The sequence below is a fragment of the Stenotrophomonas sp. ZAC14D2_NAIMI4_6 genome, from assembly GCF_003086875.1.
Classification (GTDB): Bacteria; Pseudomonadota; Gammaproteobacteria; order Xanthomonadales; family Xanthomonadaceae; genus Stenotrophomonas.
In genome coordinates this window covers 275438-291247 of record NZ_CP025996.1, presented here as the reverse complement: position 1 = coordinate 291247, position 15810 = coordinate 275438, and the positions used below count along the sequence as shown (strand labels likewise).

The 15810-nt window shown below is 66.2% G+C and carries 17 protein-coding genes; 4 read left to right on the top strand and 13 right to left on the bottom strand.

Translation table 11 applies throughout. From position 1 onward, the window contains the following. Nucleotides 1–25: 25 nt before the first annotated feature. Both C1933_RS01225 and C1933_RS01220 read right to left on the bottom strand, forming a co-directional pair. Nucleotides 26–616, bottom strand: coding sequence for a lysozyme inhibitor LprI family protein (locus C1933_RS01225; RefSeq protein WP_234414612.1), 591 nt, complete (start codon nt 614–616; stop codon nt 26–28). A gap of 34 nt (nt 617–650) precedes the next feature. Beyond that, the gene (locus tag C1933_RS01220) at nt 651–1487 is read right to left on the bottom strand and encodes a lysozyme inhibitor LprI family protein (protein ID WP_325051510.1); all 837 of its coding nucleotides are present in this window, start codon (nt 1485–1487) and stop codon (nt 651–653) included. A 263-nt stretch (nt 1488–1750) separates the two neighbouring features. On the opposite strand from C1933_RS01220, the gene C1933_RS01215 reads away from it, so the two are divergent. Next, nucleotides 1751–2152, top strand: coding sequence for a lysozyme inhibitor LprI family protein (locus C1933_RS01215; RefSeq protein WP_234414610.1), 402 nt, complete (start codon nt 1751–1753; stop codon nt 2150–2152). Nucleotides 2153–2198: 46 nt separating this feature from the next. On the opposite strand, the gene C1933_RS01210 is transcribed toward C1933_RS01215, so the two are convergent. Continuing rightward, nucleotides 2199–2669, bottom strand: coding sequence for a hypothetical protein (locus C1933_RS01210; protein ID WP_108751861.1), 471 nt, complete (start codon nt 2667–2669; stop codon nt 2199–2201). A 103-nt stretch (nt 2670–2772) separates the two neighbouring features. Beyond that, nucleotides 2773–4227 (bottom strand): SulP family inorganic anion transporter, encoded by a 1455-nt coding sequence (locus C1933_RS01205; RefSeq protein WP_108751860.1) that lies wholly within the window; start codon nt 4225–4227, stop codon nt 2773–2775. 169 nt (nt 4228–4396) lie between these two features. Between C1933_RS01205 and C1933_RS01200 the strand changes: the two genes are divergently transcribed. Together C1933_RS01200 and C1933_RS01195 are read left to right on the top strand one after the other, a co-directional pair. Then, nucleotides 4397–5377, top strand: coding sequence for a cation transporter (locus C1933_RS01200; protein WP_108751859.1), 981 nt, complete (start codon nt 4397–4399; stop codon nt 5375–5377). Nucleotides 5378–5486: 109 nt separating this feature from the next. Beyond that, nucleotides 5487–5912, top strand: coding sequence for an organic hydroperoxide resistance protein (locus C1933_RS01195; protein ID WP_004153735.1), 426 nt, complete (start codon nt 5487–5489; stop codon nt 5910–5912). 77 nt (nt 5913–5989) lie between these two features. Here the strand turns inward: C1933_RS01195 and C1933_RS20055 are convergent, their stop codons facing one another. The 8 genes from C1933_RS20055 to C1933_RS01155 all read right to left on the bottom strand — a co-directional run bounded on the left by C1933_RS20055 (nt 5990) and on the right by C1933_RS01155 (nt 13747). Continuing rightward, nucleotides 5990–6706: a hypothetical protein gene (locus C1933_RS20055; protein WP_159093924.1), complete on the bottom strand. Its 717-nt coding sequence runs from the start codon at nt 6704–6706 to the stop codon at nt 5990–5992. Next, entirely contained in the window at nt 6703–7404 is a 702-nt protein-coding gene (locus tag C1933_RS01185; protein WP_108751857.1) for a nucleotidyl transferase AbiEii/AbiGii toxin family protein, read from the bottom strand. The genes C1933_RS20055 and C1933_RS01185 overlap by 4 nt, the downstream gene beginning before the upstream one ends. A 1-nt stretch (nt 7405) precedes the next feature. Next, nucleotides 7406–7903 (bottom strand): transcriptional regulator, encoded by a 498-nt coding sequence (locus tag C1933_RS01180; protein ID WP_199911399.1) that lies wholly within the window; start codon nt 7901–7903, stop codon nt 7406–7408. 304 nt (nt 7904–8207) lie between these two features. Further along, complete coding sequence (mmsB, locus tag C1933_RS01175; protein ID WP_108751855.1) at nt 8208–9098, bottom strand: 3-hydroxyisobutyrate dehydrogenase; 891 nt, start codon at nt 9096–9098, stop codon at nt 8208–8210. Next, nucleotides 9095–10270, bottom strand: coding sequence for an enoyl-CoA hydratase/isomerase family protein (locus C1933_RS01170; RefSeq protein WP_108751854.1), 1176 nt, complete (start codon nt 10268–10270; stop codon nt 9095–9097). Before C1933_RS01170 ends, mmsB begins: the two co-directional genes overlap by 4 nt. After that, a complete protein-coding gene (locus tag C1933_RS01165) occupies nt 10267–11064 on the bottom strand; it encodes an enoyl-CoA hydratase (protein WP_108751853.1) in 798 nt (265 codons plus the stop codon). The genes C1933_RS01170 and C1933_RS01165 overlap by 4 nt, the downstream gene beginning before the upstream one ends. Next, nucleotides 11061–12227, bottom strand: coding sequence for an acyl-CoA dehydrogenase family protein (locus C1933_RS01160; RefSeq protein ID WP_108751852.1), 1167 nt, complete (start codon nt 12225–12227; stop codon nt 11061–11063). Before C1933_RS01160 ends, C1933_RS01165 begins: the two co-directional genes overlap by 4 nt. Before the next feature lie 14 nt (nt 12228–12241). Beyond that, nucleotides 12242–13747 carry a CoA-acylating methylmalonate-semialdehyde dehydrogenase gene (locus C1933_RS01155; RefSeq protein ID WP_108751851.1) on the bottom strand — a complete coding sequence of 502 codons (1506 nt, stop codon included), beginning with the start codon at nt 13745–13747 and terminating at the stop codon, nt 12242–12244. A 114-nt stretch (nt 13748–13861) separates the two neighbouring features. Between C1933_RS01155 and C1933_RS01150 the strand changes: the two genes are divergently transcribed. Continuing rightward, nucleotides 13862–15229 carry a short-chain fatty acyl-CoA regulator family protein gene (locus C1933_RS01150; RefSeq protein ID WP_108751850.1) on the top strand — a complete coding sequence of 456 codons (1368 nt, stop codon included), beginning with the start codon at nt 13862–13864 and terminating at the stop codon, nt 15227–15229. A 131-nt stretch (nt 15230–15360) separates the two neighbouring features. Here C1933_RS01150 and C1933_RS01145 read toward each other — a convergent pair whose 3' ends face one another. Continuing rightward, entirely contained in the window at nt 15361–15798 is a 438-nt protein-coding gene (locus C1933_RS01145) for a hypothetical protein (RefSeq protein ID WP_108751849.1), read from the bottom strand. Nucleotides 15799–15810 lie beyond the last annotated feature (12 nt).

The window sequence follows — 15810 nt, the reverse complement described above, 5'->3', positions numbered from 1 at the left end:
CGGTAAGCGGTTCGATGGGATCAGCTCAGGGCTGGTGGGTCGCAGCGTTCAACTGGTCCACGCGGTTGGCCACGCGGTTGATGCGGCAGGACTGTGCATCCAGCATCTGGCCCTGGCCGTCGGTACGCGGGTCCCAGCTGCAGTGGCGATCGGTGTCGGACCACCAGGCGGCCTGCGCGTCCATCCAGTCGTCTTTTTCCTTGCTGTCCGGGCTGGCCACCTTCGTTGCAACGATCTGCGCCAACCGGTCTTCCTGGTAGCGCAGTTCTTCATCGCCGCAGGCCTGCAGGGCGGGCGTCACGCCGTCGGAGGCATCCACGCAGGCGGTGTACTGCGGACGCAGCGTGGCCTTGTTGTACGAGTCATCCGGGCGCGCGGCCGGGAAGTCATCATCGTCGGCATCCGCCGACGTGGTGGTGCCGGGTGCAGCGGGCGCTGACTGCGGGGCCGCGGCGGGTGCGCTGGTCGTGGCAGCTGCGGCCACGGGGGCAGCCGGCACGGCCGCGTCCGCACTGGTGTCCTTGCACGCGGCCAGGCCCGTGCCGACCGCCAGGGCGAGCACGAGCGCACCGGCATTGGCGGACAGCGCGCGACCGATGCACGGAAAAAGCGTCATTGCCTTCATTGCTCATTTCTCCTTGAAAACGGGATCACTGAAGACCCGGTGCCAGCGTGTGCGCCTGCAGCTCGACAGCACGGTTGGCGTAGCGATTGATGCGGCACGACTGCGCGTCCAGCAGCGCACCCACATGGTCACTGATGGGTGCGCAGCGCTTGTCGGTGTCTTGGGCCCAAAAGGCCTGCTCGTTCATCCAGCGGTCCTTGGCCGGGCTGTCCGGGCTGGCCATCAGGCGCGCCACCTGCACGTCCAGCTGCTGCTGTTGGTACGAAAACTCGGCGGCATCGCACGCCTCCAGCGTGTCATTCATGCCTCTGGCATCCTGCACACAGCGGGTGTACTGCGGGCGCAGCGAGGCCTGGGTGAAGGAGATATCGCGTGGGCGAAGATGCGCCAGCAGGGCATCGGCGCGATAGGCCACGCGGGACAGCCGGCACTCCTGCGCGGCCTGCAGCGCATCCACTGCGGCGTTGGCGGCCGCGGTGCAATAGTGGTCGGTATCGCGGCGCCACGCCGCTTCGGTGGCCGCGAAGGCCGCTTTGGCTCCGTCATCCAGCCCCGCCACGAGGGTGCCGGTCGCCTCCTGCAGATGCTTCTGATGGTAGGCCAGTTCTTCCCGGCCACAGGCCTGCAGGGTGCCCGCGTGCTGCACGCCTTCCACGCAGCGGAAGTAGGCCGGCCGCAGGCGCCCCGTGCTGTAGGACGCATCGGGATACCGGGCGGCGGCGGGGGCCTGCGCGGCGGGCGACGCGGACGCTGCAGCCGAAGCCGTGGGCGCAGCGGGTTGGCAGGCGGCCAGGGCCGTGCACAGCAGCAACGCCACCCAGCGGTGGCCAGCAGGGGGTATGGAATGACCCGTTGCCTGCATCACGTGCGTCTCCATGCGAGTGGCCGGCAGGGGCCGGCCCAGGCGGGGCCGTCCATCGGCCCCTTCACCCGGCCATGCTAAGACAGCCCCGGCGGCCGGTGCCTGACTGGATTCATGTTGCGTGAAGGCGGTCGCAGATCCCCGTTACAGGGGCAGCCGTGGCGGCGGTCGTCCCGCGTTGACGACCCGCCCCCCGGCCAGCCGCTATAGTTCGGCGCTCGCCATGGACTGGATGCGTAGAACAGATGAAGCAGCACACACGGATGAGCATGCCCCTGACCGCCCTGATGGTTGCCGCCCTGGCCATCGGCACGGCCAGTGCGGCGCCGGCCACCAGCGGCCTCAGCCCCATGTTCACCACCTGCCGCGACAACGCGCAGGGCGCGATCGAACAGGCGGCGTGCCTGTCGGCGGAAAGCACCCGCCAGGACCAGCGCTTGAACCAGGCCTACACGCAGCTGCAGGCCCGCCTGAGCGGCGACAACCGCACCAAGCTGGTCAATGCACAGCGCGCATGGCTGCAGTCGCGCAGCCGCGACAACGAGCTGGATACCGCCCTGTATGACAACTCGCAGGTGGGCAACCTGCAGAGTGGGCTGGACGATGTGCTGCGCCTGAGCACACGTGCCGATCAGCTGCAGAAGTACCTGCAACTGCTGGACTGAGCCGGCAGGGGCCGGGCGCCCACTGCAACGCCCGGCCTTCAATCCCTCAGCGTGCCCGCGGAGGCCCGGACTCGCCCGCGCGCGCGCGGCCGTGCCACTCGTAGTGGGTCTGCTTCCAGCGGCCACCCTCGGTGGCCACCCACTGCAGGGTCCAGGTTTCGACCTGGCCCCCCGGCCGTTCATGGGTCAGCGTGACCTGCTCGCCAGGCGCACCCGACGCGGGCAGCGGAAACCGCGCGCCTTCCACCCACCGTGCCGTGTAGGTCGCCCCATCCTGGCGCTGGCGCAGGGTCAGCGTTTCCGGGTCCATCATGCGGCGATTGGCGTCGGGCACACGGTCCAGCCAGTCAAGGATCGCCTTCGCCTCGGGCGTTCCCGCACGATGGTGGGACACGTGTTCGACGATGGTGGTCGTGGTGGCGGCGTCGGGCGCGGCGGCAACCGTGCCCGGCAGTGTGGCCAGGCCAAGGGCCAGCAGCAGCGGCAACGAACCAGCGTAGGCCTTGCGTGCAGTCATGGATCGTCCTTGAAGATGTGCGTGATGGCACACACCGATCATGGCCGCGGCGACGGCAGGTTTCAATCAGGGAGATTGCAGGTGCCCGCCCGCGGGGCCGCCGTCAGTGCGCGCCGCCGCGACCGCCCACCTGTTCGATCAGGGTCTGGCTGGCAGCATTGAGGCCCATCACCGTTACCTGCGCGCCATGCGCGGCCAGCTTTTCCTGCGCGCGTTCCAGCGCCGCCACCGCGGTCAGGTCCCACAGGTGGGCCTCGCGCAGGTCGATCTGCACCTTCGGCGCCACGTGCTGGTAATCGAAGGCCGCGCCCAGCTGGCCGGCCGAGGCGAAGAACACCTGGCCGCGCACGCGGTAGACCTGTTCGTCGCCCACGGTTTCGTGCTGCACATCCAGCATGCGGCCGACCTTGCGTGCGAAGAACAGCGCCGACAGCAGCACGCCGCTGAGCACGCCCTTGGCCAGGTCATGCGTGGCCACGGTGACCACCACGGTCAGCAGCATCACCGCCGAAGAACTGCGCGGATGGGTGCGCAGGTCGCGCAGCGAGCGCCAGCTGAAGGTGCCGATGCTGACCATGATCATCACCGCCACCAGCGCGGCCATCGGAATCTGCCGCACCAGGTCGCTGCCGTACACCACCAGCAGCAGCAACAGCACGCCGGCCACCAGGCACGACAGACGGCCGCGCCCGCCGGAGGTCACGTTGATGACCGACTGGCCGATCATCGCGCAGCCGGCCATGCCGCCGAGGAAACCGGTGAGCGTGTTGGCCACGCCCTGGCCGACGCATTCGCGGTTGCGCTCACTGGGCGTTTCGGTGATGTCCTCGACGATCTGCAGGGTCATCATCGATTCCAGCAGCCCGACCACCGCCAGGGTGGCCGACACCGGCAGCAGGATGCGCAGGGTTTCCCAGGTGAAGGGCACATCCGGCATGAGGAAGTGCGGCAGGCTGTCGGGCAGCTGGCCCATGTCGCCCACGCTGCGCACGTCGATGCCGAAGCCGATGACCGCTGCGGTCAGCACCACGATCGCCACCAGCGGCGAGGGCACGGCGCGGGTGATGCGCGGCAGCAGGTAGATGATGGCCAGCGCCGCGGCGCACAGCACGTACACGGTGGGGCCACGGCCGATCAGTTCCGGCATCTGCGCCAGGAAGATCAGGATGGCCAGTGCGTTGACGAAGCCGGTGATGACCGAGCGCGATACGAAGCGCATCAGCGAACCCAGCTTGAACACGCCGGCCAGCACCTGCAGCAGGCCGGCCAGGATGCTGGCGGCGAACAGGTACTGCAGGCCGTGGTCCTTCACCAGATCGACCATGACCAGGGCCATGGCGCCGGTGGCGGCGGAGATCATGCCCGGGCGGCCACCGGCAATGGCGGTGACCACGGCGATGGAGAACGCCGCGTACAGGCCCACCTTGGGGTCGACCCCGGCAATGAGCGAGAACGCGATGGCCTCGGGAATCAGGGCCAGGGCGACGACCATGCCGGACAGCAGGTCACCACGGATGTTGCCGAGCCATTGCTGGCGCAGGGGATAGGACGTTTGCATGGGAAAACTCCGCGCAAACGCGGGCGTGGCCACGTGGCGCTGTCAATCAGGAGCGGTCAATCACAACCAGTCAATCACTGGCAGTCGACCAACGGTCGACTCTACCGGGGGGTCGGTACGTGGGAGGGGCGCAGTCTACGGGAAGCGGCGCGGCGGGGATAGCGCAGGCATGGCCCGGCTCTACAATGGAAGCATGGCCGCCGACCGCCCACAGTTCTTCGATCCCAGCAGCGAACAGGGCGTGCTGCGCCTGTCCATCGCCGCCTCGCTGCTGCTGGCTGCCGCCGCCGTGGTATTCGGGCTGCTGGCCAATTCCTCGCTGATCATCTTCGACGGCATCTACGGCTTGATCGATGTGGTGATGACCTGGCTGTCACTGCTGGTGACCCGGCTGATCGCCCTGTCCACCAATACCGATGCCCTGCAGTCGCGGTTGAACCAGCGCTTCACCATGGGCTTCTGGCACCTGGAGCCGATCGTGCTGGGGGTCAGCGGCACGCTGATGATCGGCGCGGCGCTGTACGCACTGGTCAATGCGGTGGATGCGCTGATGTCTGGTGGGCGGCAGATCGCGCTGGGCCCGGCCATCATCTTCGCCGGCCTGTCCATCGTGGCCGAGGGCACGCTGGCGTGGTTCATCGTGCGCGCCAACCGTCGCATCGGTTCGGAATTCATTGCGCTGGACGCAAAGAACTGGGTGATCGCCGCCAGCATGTCGGCCTGCTACCTGGTCGCGTTCCTGGGCGGGGTGCTGGTGCGCGGCACCTCGCTGGCGTGGGTGGGGCCGTATATCGACCCGGCCATCCTGGCCTTCGTCTGCGTGCTGGTGATGATCGCCCCGCTGGGCACGGTGCGGCGGGCGCTGGCCGGCATCCTGCTGGTCACCCCGCCGGAACTGCAGGCGCACGTGGATGCAGTGGCGCGCGACGTCGTGGCCCGGCATGGCTTTGTCGAACACCGCAGCTACGTGGCCCAGGTGGGGCGTGGCGAGCAGATCGAGCTGTTCTTCGTGGTGCGCGAGGACGACCCGCCGCGGGCGCTGCTGGAATGGGACCGGCTGCGTGACGAGATCGGCGATGCGCTGGGCGATGCCTCGCCGGACCGCTGGCTGACCATCATGTTCACCACCGACCGCGAATGGACGATCTAGCACCACCGGACGATTCATCAATATTTACGGACGATCTGTCACCCATCGTCCATGGAAAGCGGGCAAAGTAGCTCCATCGAAACACCCACCCACTGACCAGGAGCATCCCATGTCCATCGAAAAGGTTCTGTACACCGCCCAGGCCACCTCCACCGGCGGCCGTGAAGGCCGTTCGGTCTCGTCCGACAACGTGCTGGACATCCAGCTGTCCACCCCGCGCGAGCTGGGCGGCGCCGGCGGCCCGGGCACCAACCCGGAGCAGCTGTTCGCAGCCGGCTACTCGGCCTGCTTCCTGGGCGCGCTGAAGTTCGTGGCCGGCCAGGCCAAGGTCGCCCTGCCCGCCGACACCACCGTGACCGGCAAGGTCGGCATCGGCCAGATCCCGACCGGTTTCGGCATTGAAGCCGAACTGACCATCAACGTGCCGGGCGTGCCGCGCGAGCAGGTGGAAGAACTGGTGCAGAAGGCCCACATCGTCTGCCCGTACTCCAACGCCACCCGCGGCAACATCGACGTGACCCTGATCGTTGCCTGAAGCATCGGCAGCGTGCCGGCCAATTGTCGGCACGTTGCGTTCTGACGTAAGTAGGTTCGCCGTTGCAGCCTAGATCTCTACTGCGTTGACAGCTCCAATTCCCTCTCCGCGTCGGCGGCAGCTACAGGGGCGGGCATGTACCAATTCACATCCTGAGGAAAATCGGCGTAGGTGTCGGCAGGAAACACAGACAAGCAACTTGCATCGTCGTCAGCAACACTACAGATCAGCTTGCCACCCTGCTCAGTGCAGCCATCGGTAGTCATTACCCACGCTTCCTCATCACCAAGAGCCCCCAACGCGACCACATCCGGAGCACTGAATCTCTTCGCGTTGAAGCTGCGGGTGAGCACTTTTCTGACAGGTTGGCTTGAAGCGTGGCCAATACTGGCAAGCGTAGTGTCAAGCGTGTGGGGATTGGTCAGCCAATGAACTTCTCCACCTGACAATCGCCCCACTCTGCAGTCTCCGCAAAAGAGCGCAGTTGCTCCGCCGCTTTCGAGATCAAGCATGATGAGTGCATATGCTGCCTTCTCGCAGATGTGGACTCTTCGGATGCTTTCATGAACCGACCGCAGAACTGCAGTAACGTGCTCGGGGGTTGCGATCGGCTGCGCTTTCCATTCATCCATGGACCGTGTGACCAGATCCATGGCCAGTCCGCTACCTGCACGACTGGTCGTTGCCTGATCCACGATTATCGCCAATAGCCAGCCATTGACGATGCACGCGCCTCCCGCGTCCTGATTGATGTGACGCCCTTCCCCCTTGAATGACTGCCACTGCACTCTCATCTCGAGGCGACTCCAGCAACGTCCTCAAGGCGTTCAAAGATGAGTTCTGCTACTCCGGCGTCACCTGCCGAAGCGCTTTGCACCGCGTAGTCGATATCCGGATGCTCCAGTAGACGAGCGATTCCAGCACTAATGTATCGGCTGATGTCATCGTCTGCCGCTAGAACCTCTGCAACGATCTCCGCGCGACCATTGAACATGGAGAGAATATCCTCAACGTCCTGGCTGCTCAGAACGTCATTGCGCCCACGCCCCTTGAAAGCTTCCAGCTTGGTGGCTAGAAAGTAGACGGGGCTCACGAGCCTCACTTGCGTTGAACCCAACTCCATGGTGACGGCGCTCTGGAGGGCAGGCGCATACCACCTGTTCCCAAAGCCGAGAATAGCCGCGTCGTCTGGCATGAAGTCGACACGAAGTTCACCCAGTTTCATGGCGCATGCGGGCATCTCAGCATGAAGATCATGGGTGAAGCCGCGTGCGAGCAACTCCCTCTGAAGATCCTGCCACCCGACATTGCCAATAACTGGGACGATGAGGTCGACATCCATGGTGTGCCGGACGGAGTCCTTCGCCAGCTCATCGGTCAACTGAAGACCGGTTGTGCAGCCACCAACAAATGCCACCCGCTGCATGAGTTCTGGCCCAAGAGCTGAGGCAACGGCAGTGAGCATCTCTTTATGAAGATTGAACGTCGTCACATCATGACTCCATGATTTCCCGAAGTAGGTCGGCGGCTATGGACTGCTCGCGCGCCTGTCCTATACGCATGGCATCGGCCAACGAGAGCATCGCATACAGCAGGGGATCATCCGCCACCGCCTGCGCCACGCCCTCGGACAGGGGCTCAACTGCCTGACCCTTGATGCTGCCTCGAGGATCAGGCCAAACCGGCACGAACTCGCCTGCGGTTACGATCTGATCACGTAACACTGGCGCCGCCATCGCCGTGGGAATGCCACGTGTGACCTGCCCTCTACGGGCGGGAAACACGTATCGCACGGCATGCACGATTACCCCCAGAAGTGCCTTGCCATTGGCCTTCGGCAAGCCGGTCCGCCTGTCTACAACCGCAATTCCACTTTCAAGACTACGGTTCAAAGATAAGCTGACCTGGCTCTTGCTGATTCCAGTCGTCGCGGCGAGCTGGCGTACCGTGAACAGGCTTCTTCTATGCTCGTCGTACCCAACTTCACTCAAGTCCTTTGGATCTGGCTGAAGAACCTCAGATGGCGCCAGAGTCTCCCATCCTTTCCATGCATCACTGCGGAGCAATGCCGGTAGCGGTCGTTCGCTGGACCATAGGCTGTGGATTTTGAATAGCAGAACCAAATCTTGACTTTTCATTTCGGCGCCCCGCCACCGTCCCGAGTCCTAGGACACGGGACATCCTCGCAAGGAGGATTGGCGTTTGTCAAATAAAATGGGCGGATGCCGGTCGAAACCGGGCATCCGCCCATCCCACCTCGGGTGGGCCCCGGCACAGGGCCGGGGACGCATTCGCTTATTTGTCGCTGGTAATGAGCTGCACCACGCTGGAGAAATCCAGCTTACCGCGGCCGGCCTGGTGGTTCATCGAGTACAGGTTGCGGGCCACTTCGCCCAGCGGGATCGAGGCGCCAACGCTCATCGCCGCTTCCACGGCCAGGCCCATGTCCTTCAGCATCAGATCGCTGCCGAAGCCGCCGCTGTAACCGCGCGACGCCGGCGCATTTTCCAGCACGCCCGGCCACGGGTTGCACACTTCGGTGGCCCAGCTGCGGCCGGTGCTGACCGCCATCATCTGCGACAGCACCTTCGGGTCCAGGCCGTGCGCCACGCCCAGCGCGATGGCTTCGCCGGTCACCGCCATGATCACGCCCAGCGCCATGTTGTTGCACAGCTTGGCGACCTGGCCGGCACCGCTGGCGCCCACGTGGAAGATGTTCTTGCCCATCGCCTGCAGCACCGGGCGGGCGCGCTCCAGCGCGTCCTCTTCGCCACCGACGATGAAGGTAAGGGTGCCGGCCTGGGCACCGGCGGTACCGCCCGAAACCGGCGCATCGATCATCTGCAGGCCGCGTGCGGCGGCGGCTTCGGACACCTTGCGCGCACTGGCCGGGGCGATCGTGCTGCAGTCGATGACCAGCGCGCCGGCCGGAATGGCGGCCAGGATGCCATCGTCACCCAGGTACACGCCCTCGACATGGCGGCTGGCCGGCAGCATCGAGATCACGACCTCGGCATCGGCCAGGGTCTCGCGCGCCGACGCGGCGGCACTGGCACCGGCATCGACCGCCGCCTGCACGGCGGCCGGCACCAGATCGAACACGCGTACGCTGTGGCCGTTCTTGACCAGGTTGGCGGCCATCGGGCCACCCATGTTGCCCAACCCGATGAATGCAATGCGGCTCATGCAAGGCTCCTTTCAGCCATGGGGGTACCCAGGTCGGCCAGCGGATGCGCGGCGTCGGCCCAGGGGGAAACGAAGAAGGTGTCGGCCCAGGCGGTGGTGGCCTCGGCCAGGGTGGCCGGGTTCCACTGCGGGTTGCGGTCCTTGTCGATCAGCAGCGCGCGGATGCCTTCGGCGAAATCGCCATCGGCGGCGCAGTGCAGTGCGGTGATGTATTCCAGGCGATAGACGCTGGCCAGGTCCTGGCCGGCGCTGTGCCGCTGCAGTTCGAAGGCCAGCCGCGCCGAACCGGGTGCACCGGCGGCGAGCGTCTTCTGCGCCGTCTGCAACCAGGCATCGTCGGTCTGCAGCGTGCTGATGCGATTGATGATCACGGGCAGATCATCGCCTTCGCACAGCGCATCGACCGTCGCGGCATTGGCCAGCAGCGGGCCGGTGGCGGCATCGCTGGCATGCGACTGCAGCAGCTGGCTCAGGCGTTCGTGGTTGTGTGCGGCATCGCTCGACCATGCCACCTGCAGCAGCGCGTCGAACACCGCACTGCGACGCTCCTCGGCCACGTGCAGATCGGCCAGGCCGGCATAGATGGCATCGCCCGGGTTCAACAGCGCACCGGTCAGGGCCAGGAACAGGCCGGCCCTGCCCGGCACGCGCGGCAGCAGCCAGCTGCCACCCACATCGGGGAACAGGCCCACGGTGATTTCCGGGAAGGCCAGCTTGGATCGCTCGCTGACCACGCGGTGGCTGGCGCCGGACATCAGGCCGATGCCCCCACCCATCACGATGCCATGGCCCCAGCACAGGATCGGCTTGGGATAGGTGTGGATGAGGTAATCGACGCGGTATTCGACGTCGAAGAATTCAGCAGCGTAGGCGTTGTCGCGGATATCGCGGTGGCCGGCGTCGCGGAAGGCGACCATGGCCTTGTGCAGGCTGTGCAGGTCACCACCGGCGCAGAAGGCCTTTTCGCCAGCGCCCTGCAGCACCACCATCGCGATACTGTCATCCTCGGCCCAGGCGTTGAGCTGCTTCAGCAGCAGGTGCGCCATCGGCAGCGAGAAGCCGTTGAGCGTGCGCGGCGCGTTCAGCGTGGCAATGCCGATGCGCGTGCCGTTGCCGGCCACGCGCGCTTCGAACAGCACCGGTGCTTCGTCGGCGACGGTGTCGGTGCTCATGCGTTCTTCCACTGCGCGGCGCGCTTTTCCAGGAAGGCGGTCACGCCCTCGACCTGGTCCGCCGTGTCGAACAGATCGACGAAGGCTTCGCGCTCGGCCACCAGCGCCGCGGCGTGGCTGCCGGTACGGGTGGACTGCACCAGGGTCTTGCAGGCGGCGATGCTGGTCGGGCTCTGCTTGCCGGCCTTCTTCGCCCATTCCAGCGCCAATGCCTTGGATTCGCCCTTGCCGACCTTTTCTTCGGCCAGGCCAATGCGCAGTGCGGTGTCGGCATTGATGCGCTCACCCAGCAGGATCATGCGCTTGGCCCAGCCCTCGCCGACCAGGCGCGGCAGGTTCTGGGTGCCACCGGCGCACGGCAGCAGGCCGACGGTGGCCTCCGGCAGTGCGACCTGGGCGTGGTCTTCGATGATGCGCAGATCGCAGGCCAGCGCGCATTCCAGGCCGCCGCCCATGGCGTAGCCGTTGATGGCAGCGATGGACACGCCACGGAAGGCCGACAGCGCTTCGAAGGCTTCGCCAAAACGACGCGCGGCTTCGCGTGCAGCGGCCTTGTCGCCCGATGCGAACTGGTTGAGGTCGGCGCCGGCGGAGAAGAACTTCTCGCCGTCACCGGTGATCACCAGGGCGTAGATCTCGCGGTCTGCGTTGAGCGCGCCCACCAGGTCGCGCAGCGCAGCCAGGCTGTGCACGGTCCAGGTGTGCGCCGGCGGGTTGTGCAGGGTCACCACGGCGGTGTGGCCATCGGCCTCGACCTTCAGGCCCACGTGTTCCTGGGTACGCCAATCCTTCATCGCAGTTCCTCTTCGGTGTTGAGCAGGTGGCGGGCCACGATCACCCGCATGATCTCGTTGGTGCCTTCCAGGATCTGGTGCACGCGGCTGTCGCGCAGCAGGCGCTCGATCGGGTATTCGCGGATGTAGCCGTAGCCGCCGTGGATCTGCAGCGCTTCGTTGCAGATCTTGAAACCGGCATCGGTGGCGAAGCGCTTGGCCATTGCACACCACACGTTGGCGTCGCTGGCGCCGGCGTCGAGCTTGCGCGCGGCCGAATGCACCATCTGCCGCGCGGCCACCAGTTCAATGGCCATGTCGGCCAGCTTGAACTGCAGGGCCTGGAAATCGGCCAGCGCCTTGCCGAACTGGCGGCGCTCGCCCATGTAGCGGCGTGCAGCATCCAGCGCGCCCTGCGCCGCACCCAGCGAGCAGGCGGCGATGTTGATGCGGCCGCCGTCCAGCCCCTTCATCGCCAGCTTGAAGCCGCCGCCTTCCTCTCCCAGAAGGTGGCTGACCGGCACGCGCACGTTTTCGAAGGTGATGCCACGGGTGGGCTGGCTGTTCCAGCCCATCTTCTCTTCCTTGCGGCCATAGCTGATGCCCGGCAGGTCGGCCGGCACCGCGATGGCGCTGACGCCGCCGGCACCGGCACCGCCGGTACGCGCCATCACCACCAGCAGCTCGGTGGCACCGGCGCCGGAAATGAAGGCCTTGGAACCGTTCAGCACATAGTCGTCGCCATCGCGCACCGCCGTGGTCTTCAGCGAGGCGGCGTCGGAGCCGGCGCCCGGCTCGGTCAGGCAGTACGAGGCCAGCTTGCTACCCGACGACAGATCGGCGCCCCACGCATCACGCAGTGCGTCCTGGCCCCACTTGGACACCATCCACGAGGCCATGTTGTGGATGCTGATGTACGCCGCAGTCGACGGATCGACGTTGGCGAGCTCCTCGATGACGACGGCGGCGTCCAGACGGCTCAGGCCGCTGCCGCCCACTTCCGGGTCCATGTACAGACCGCAGAAGCCCAGTTCACCGGCCTTGGCGATCGCCTCGCGCGGAAAGATGCCCTCCGCATCCCATCGCGCGGCGTGCGGCGCCAGTTCGGCCTGTGCGAAGTCACGCGCGGCTTCGCGGTACGCCTGCTGCGCTTCTTCCTGGTCCGTCGTCATCGAGTGGCTCATGGCTGCTCCCGCCCTTACTTCAGGCTGATGGTGGTGTTGACGCCGTGGCTCAGCGTCTCGTCATCGAACCAGCGTGCGGTGACGGTCTTGGTCTGGGTGTAGAACAGCACCACCTGCTTGCCGTACGGGCCCAGGTCGCCCAGCTTGGACGCGCGCGAACCGGTGAACGAGAACAGCGGCACCGGCACCGGAATCGGCACGTTGATGCCGACCTGGCCCACGTCGATGTCTTCCTGGAACTTGCGCGCGGCCGCGCCGGACTGGGTGAACAGTGCGGTGCCGTTGCCGTTGGGGTTGCCGTTGACCATCGCGATGGCGTCTTCCAGCGTTTCCGCTTCCAGGATCACCAGCACCGGCCCGAAGATTTCTTCCTGGTAGATGCGCATGTCGGTGGTGACACCGGCAAAGATGGTCGGGCCGACGAAGTTGCCCTTCTCAAAGCCATCCACCTGCGGCTTGCGGCCATCGAGCACCAGCTTGGCACCCTGCTCCACGCCCGAGGCGATCAGGCCTTCCACGCGCTCGCGGGCGCTGCAGGAAATGACCGGGCCGACATCGGTGCCGGCCACGGTGCCACCGCTGACCTTCAGGGTCTGCGCCTTGGCCACCAGGTCCTGCACCCAGCCGCGCGCCTCACCCACCAGCACCAGGGTGGAGGCGGCCATGCAGCGCTGGCCGGCCGCACCGAAGGCGGCGCCGACCATCGCGTTGAGGGTCTGTTCCTTGTTGGCGTCCGGCAGCACCACGGCGTGGTTCTTGGCGCCCATCATGCACTGCACGCGCTTGCCGGCCAGCGAGGCACGGTTGTAGACGTGGGTGCCGACGCGGGTGGAACCAACGAACGACACGGCCTTGATGTCCGGGTGGTCGCAGATCGCGTTGACCACTTCTTCGCCACCGTGCACCACGTTCAGCACGCCCTTGGGAATGCCGGCTTCCAGCGCCAGTTCGACCAGGCGCATGGTCACCATCGGGTCCTGCTCGGACGGCTTGAGGATGAAGGTGTTGCCCGTTGCAATCGCCATCGGGAACATCCACAGCGGAATCATCGCCGGGAAGTTGAACGGGGTGATGCCGGCGCACACGCCCAGCGGCTGCATGATCGTGTAGGTATCCACGCCATTGGCCACGTTGTTGGCCAGCTCGCCCAGCTGCAGGTTGCCGATGGCGGCGGCGTGCTCGACCACTTCCAGGCCGCGGAACACATCACCTTCGGCGTCGGGCAGGGTCTTGCCCTGTTCGGCGGTGAGGATGTGGGCCAGCTCGCTCATGTTTTCGCGGATCAGCTGCTGGTACTTCAGGAAGATGCGCGCGCGGGTACCGATCGGGGTCTTGCGCCAGGTCTTGAAGGCTTCCTTGGCGGCGGCCACGGCGGCATCCACTTCGCTGGTGGTGGCGAACGGCACCTGCGCCAGCACGTCCTGGGTGGCCGGGTTGACCACGTCCTGCCAGTGGGAGGTGGCCGATTCGATGAACTGGCCATCGATCAGCATGCGGATACGGGGCGCTGCAACAGTCATGACGACAATCCCACGGGCTCGAAAGATGCTTGGCATTATTCACAGCACCCACCTCGATTTCCGGCCTGAATCCGCTTAATCTGGCCAACACGCCAGACGATTCCTGTTAATTCTGTGAATTTCCAGCCCTCCCAGCGCCAATTGGGCCTGCGCCTGCTGCGGCTGCGCGAGCAGCGCGGCTACAGCCAGGTGGATCTGGCCCGCGCCTTGGGCCTGTCGGCCAGCTACCTGAACCAGATCGAGCGCAACAAGCGCCCGCTGACGCCGGCCGTACAGCAGAAGCTGGGCGAGGTATTGGGCGATGTTTCCGCCCTGTTCGACGACGATGAGCCCGCTGCACTGCAGGAGTCGCTGGGCGAAACCCTGCGCGACCTGGGCCTGGCCGATGTCAGTGCCACCGAGCTGCGGGCACTGGCCGGCAACCTGCCGCAGGTCAGCCGCGCCCTGCTGGACCTGCACCGCCGCCACCTGGCCCTGCGCGAGCATGCCGCCGCACTGGAGTTCCAGCTGGGTGAGCCCGGCGCCGGCAGCATCCTGCCGGCCGGTGACCAGGTGCGCGAGTTCTTCAACCGCATGCACAACCACATTCCCGAACTGGACGAACTGGCCGAGCGCCTGTTCGCCGAATGGGGGCTGGCACCGGGCCACGTGGCGCCGCGCCTGCGCCAGCTGCTGGCCGACCGCCACGGCGTACTGGTGGAAGTGGCCGCGCTGCAGGCCGGGCGCGAGAAGCGCCAGTACGACGCCGGCAGCCGCACGCTGTGGCTGCCGGATTATCTGGAACCGGGCCAGCAGGCGTTCCAGATGGCGGCCGAGCTGGCCCTGCGCGGCTACCTGCCGCAGATCGATGCCGTGGTGGCGCGCGCGGGCTTCCACGATGACGCGCGTATCGCGCAGGCGCGGATCGGCCTTTCCAACTACTTCGCCGGTGCGCTGGTGATGCCGTACATGCGCTTCCTGCGCGCGGCCGAAGCCAGCAGCTACGACATTGAACTGCTGGCGCACCAGTTCGGCGTGGGATTCGAAGCGGTCTGCCACCGGCTGAGCACGCTGGCACGGCGCAGTGCGCCCGGGCTGCCGTTCTTCTTCATCCGCGTGGACCGTGCCGGCAATGTGTCCAAGCGCCATTCGGCCACCGATTTCCATTTCTCACAGGTGGGCGGTTCGTGCCCGCTGTGGATCGTCTACGAGGCGTTCAACCAGCCCGGGCGCATCCTGACGCAGACCGCGCGCATGCCCGATGGGCGTCGCCATTTCTGGCTGGCGCGGCAGGTCAGCAGTGGGCCGGTGGGGCATGGCCAGCCGCGCAAGACCTTCGCGGTGGCGCTGGGCTGCGACCTGCAGCATGCCGAGCGGCTGGTGTATTCCCTGGGGCTGGATGTGCAGAGCCCGGGAAATTCGGTGTCGATCGGGCCGGGTTGCCGGGTGTGTCCGCGCGAGGACTGCATGCAGCGCGCGTTCGTGCAGTTGCCGGGGAGATAGGTTCTCGGCAGGGCTGCGCCCTGCACCCCTGTAGAGTCGAGCCATGCTCGACTGAAGCAACAGGTAGGTGCCCACCTTGGTGGGCACGCTCTGGCCGTGCGCGGAATGCATCCACGCATGGCGTGGATCTACTAATCCCAATACACGGTCAGCACGCGGTGGCCTTCCGAGGGTACGGGGGCGTCGATGTGCTGGCCGTAGGGCCAGCCTTCGCCCACGCCGTCGCATTCCAGACCCTGCAGCCACCCTTCTACGGTCTCGACGTCGGCGCGGGTCAGCACATGCACGTTCTCGGCAGCAGGCCATTCGCTGTCGTCTTCCAATGCGCTGCCCCAGTCCTGGTGCAGGCCGACGTACACACCTTCCACTTCGGGCTTTTCGGCAATCACGGCCAGGCGCGCGTACAGCTCGGCAATCGGCGGGCGGCCGAAACCCCATTGGTTGGGCGCGATGCATTCTTCGAAATCATTGCCTTCGAAGTACGCGGCCAGTGGCACCACCGGCAGGTGCTCCGGGTCGCGGGCATCGAGGCGTTCAAGCAGATCCAGCAGTTCCTGGCGGGCAGACATCCACAGCTCCTT

What these genes read in the sequence shown, in the direction of transcription:
- C1933_RS01205 (WP_108751860.1), bottom strand. Translation starts at nt 4,227, where the DNA reads ATGCAAACGTCCTATCCCCTGCGCCAGCAATGGCTCGGCAACATCCGT.
- C1933_RS01160 (WP_108751852.1), bottom strand. Translation starts at nt 12,227, where the DNA reads ATGAGCCACTCGATGACGACGGACCAGGAAGAAGCGCAGCAGGCGTAC.
- C1933_RS01170 (WP_108751854.1), bottom strand. Translation starts at nt 10,270, where the DNA reads ATGAGCACCGACACCGTCGCCGACGAAGCACCGGTGCTGTTCGAAGCG.
- C1933_RS01155 (WP_108751851.1), bottom strand. Translation starts at nt 13,747, where the DNA reads ATGACTGTTGCAGCGCCCCGTATCCGCATGCTGATCGATGGCCAGTTC.
- mmsB (WP_108751855.1), bottom strand. Translation starts at nt 9,098, where the DNA reads ATGAGCCGCATTGCATTCATCGGGTTGGGCAACATGGGTGGCCCGATG.
- C1933_RS01215 (WP_234414610.1), top strand. Translation starts at nt 1,751, where the DNA reads ATGAGCATGCCCCTGACCGCCCTGATGGTTGCCGCCCTGGCCATCGGC.
- C1933_RS01145 (WP_108751849.1), bottom strand. Translation starts at nt 15,798, where the DNA reads ATGTCTGCCCGCCAGGAACTGCTGGATCTGCTTGAACGCCTCGATGCC.
- C1933_RS01220 (WP_325051510.1), bottom strand. Translation starts at nt 1,487, where the DNA reads ATGCAGGCAACGGGTCATTCCATACCCCCTGCTGGCCACCGCTGGGTG.
- C1933_RS01225 (WP_234414612.1), bottom strand. Translation starts at nt 616, where the DNA reads ATGACGCTTTTTCCGTGCATCGGTCGCGCGCTGTCCGCCAATGCCGGT.
- C1933_RS01210 (WP_108751861.1), bottom strand. Translation starts at nt 2,669, where the DNA reads ATGACTGCACGCAAGGCCTACGCTGGTTCGTTGCCGCTGCTGCTGGCC.
- C1933_RS01195 (WP_004153735.1), top strand. Translation starts at nt 5,487, where the DNA reads ATGTCCATCGAAAAGGTTCTGTACACCGCCCAGGCCACCTCCACCGGC.
- C1933_RS01165 (WP_108751853.1), bottom strand. Translation starts at nt 11,064, where the DNA reads ATGAAGGATTGGCGTACCCAGGAACACGTGGGCCTGAAGGTCGAGGCC.
- C1933_RS20055 (WP_159093924.1), bottom strand. Translation starts at nt 6,706, where the DNA reads ATGAGAGTGCAGTGGCAGTCATTCAAGGGGGAAGGGCGTCACATCAAT.
- C1933_RS01200 (WP_108751859.1), top strand. Translation starts at nt 4,397, where the DNA reads ATGGCCCGGCTCTACAATGGAAGCATGGCCGCCGACCGCCCACAGTTC.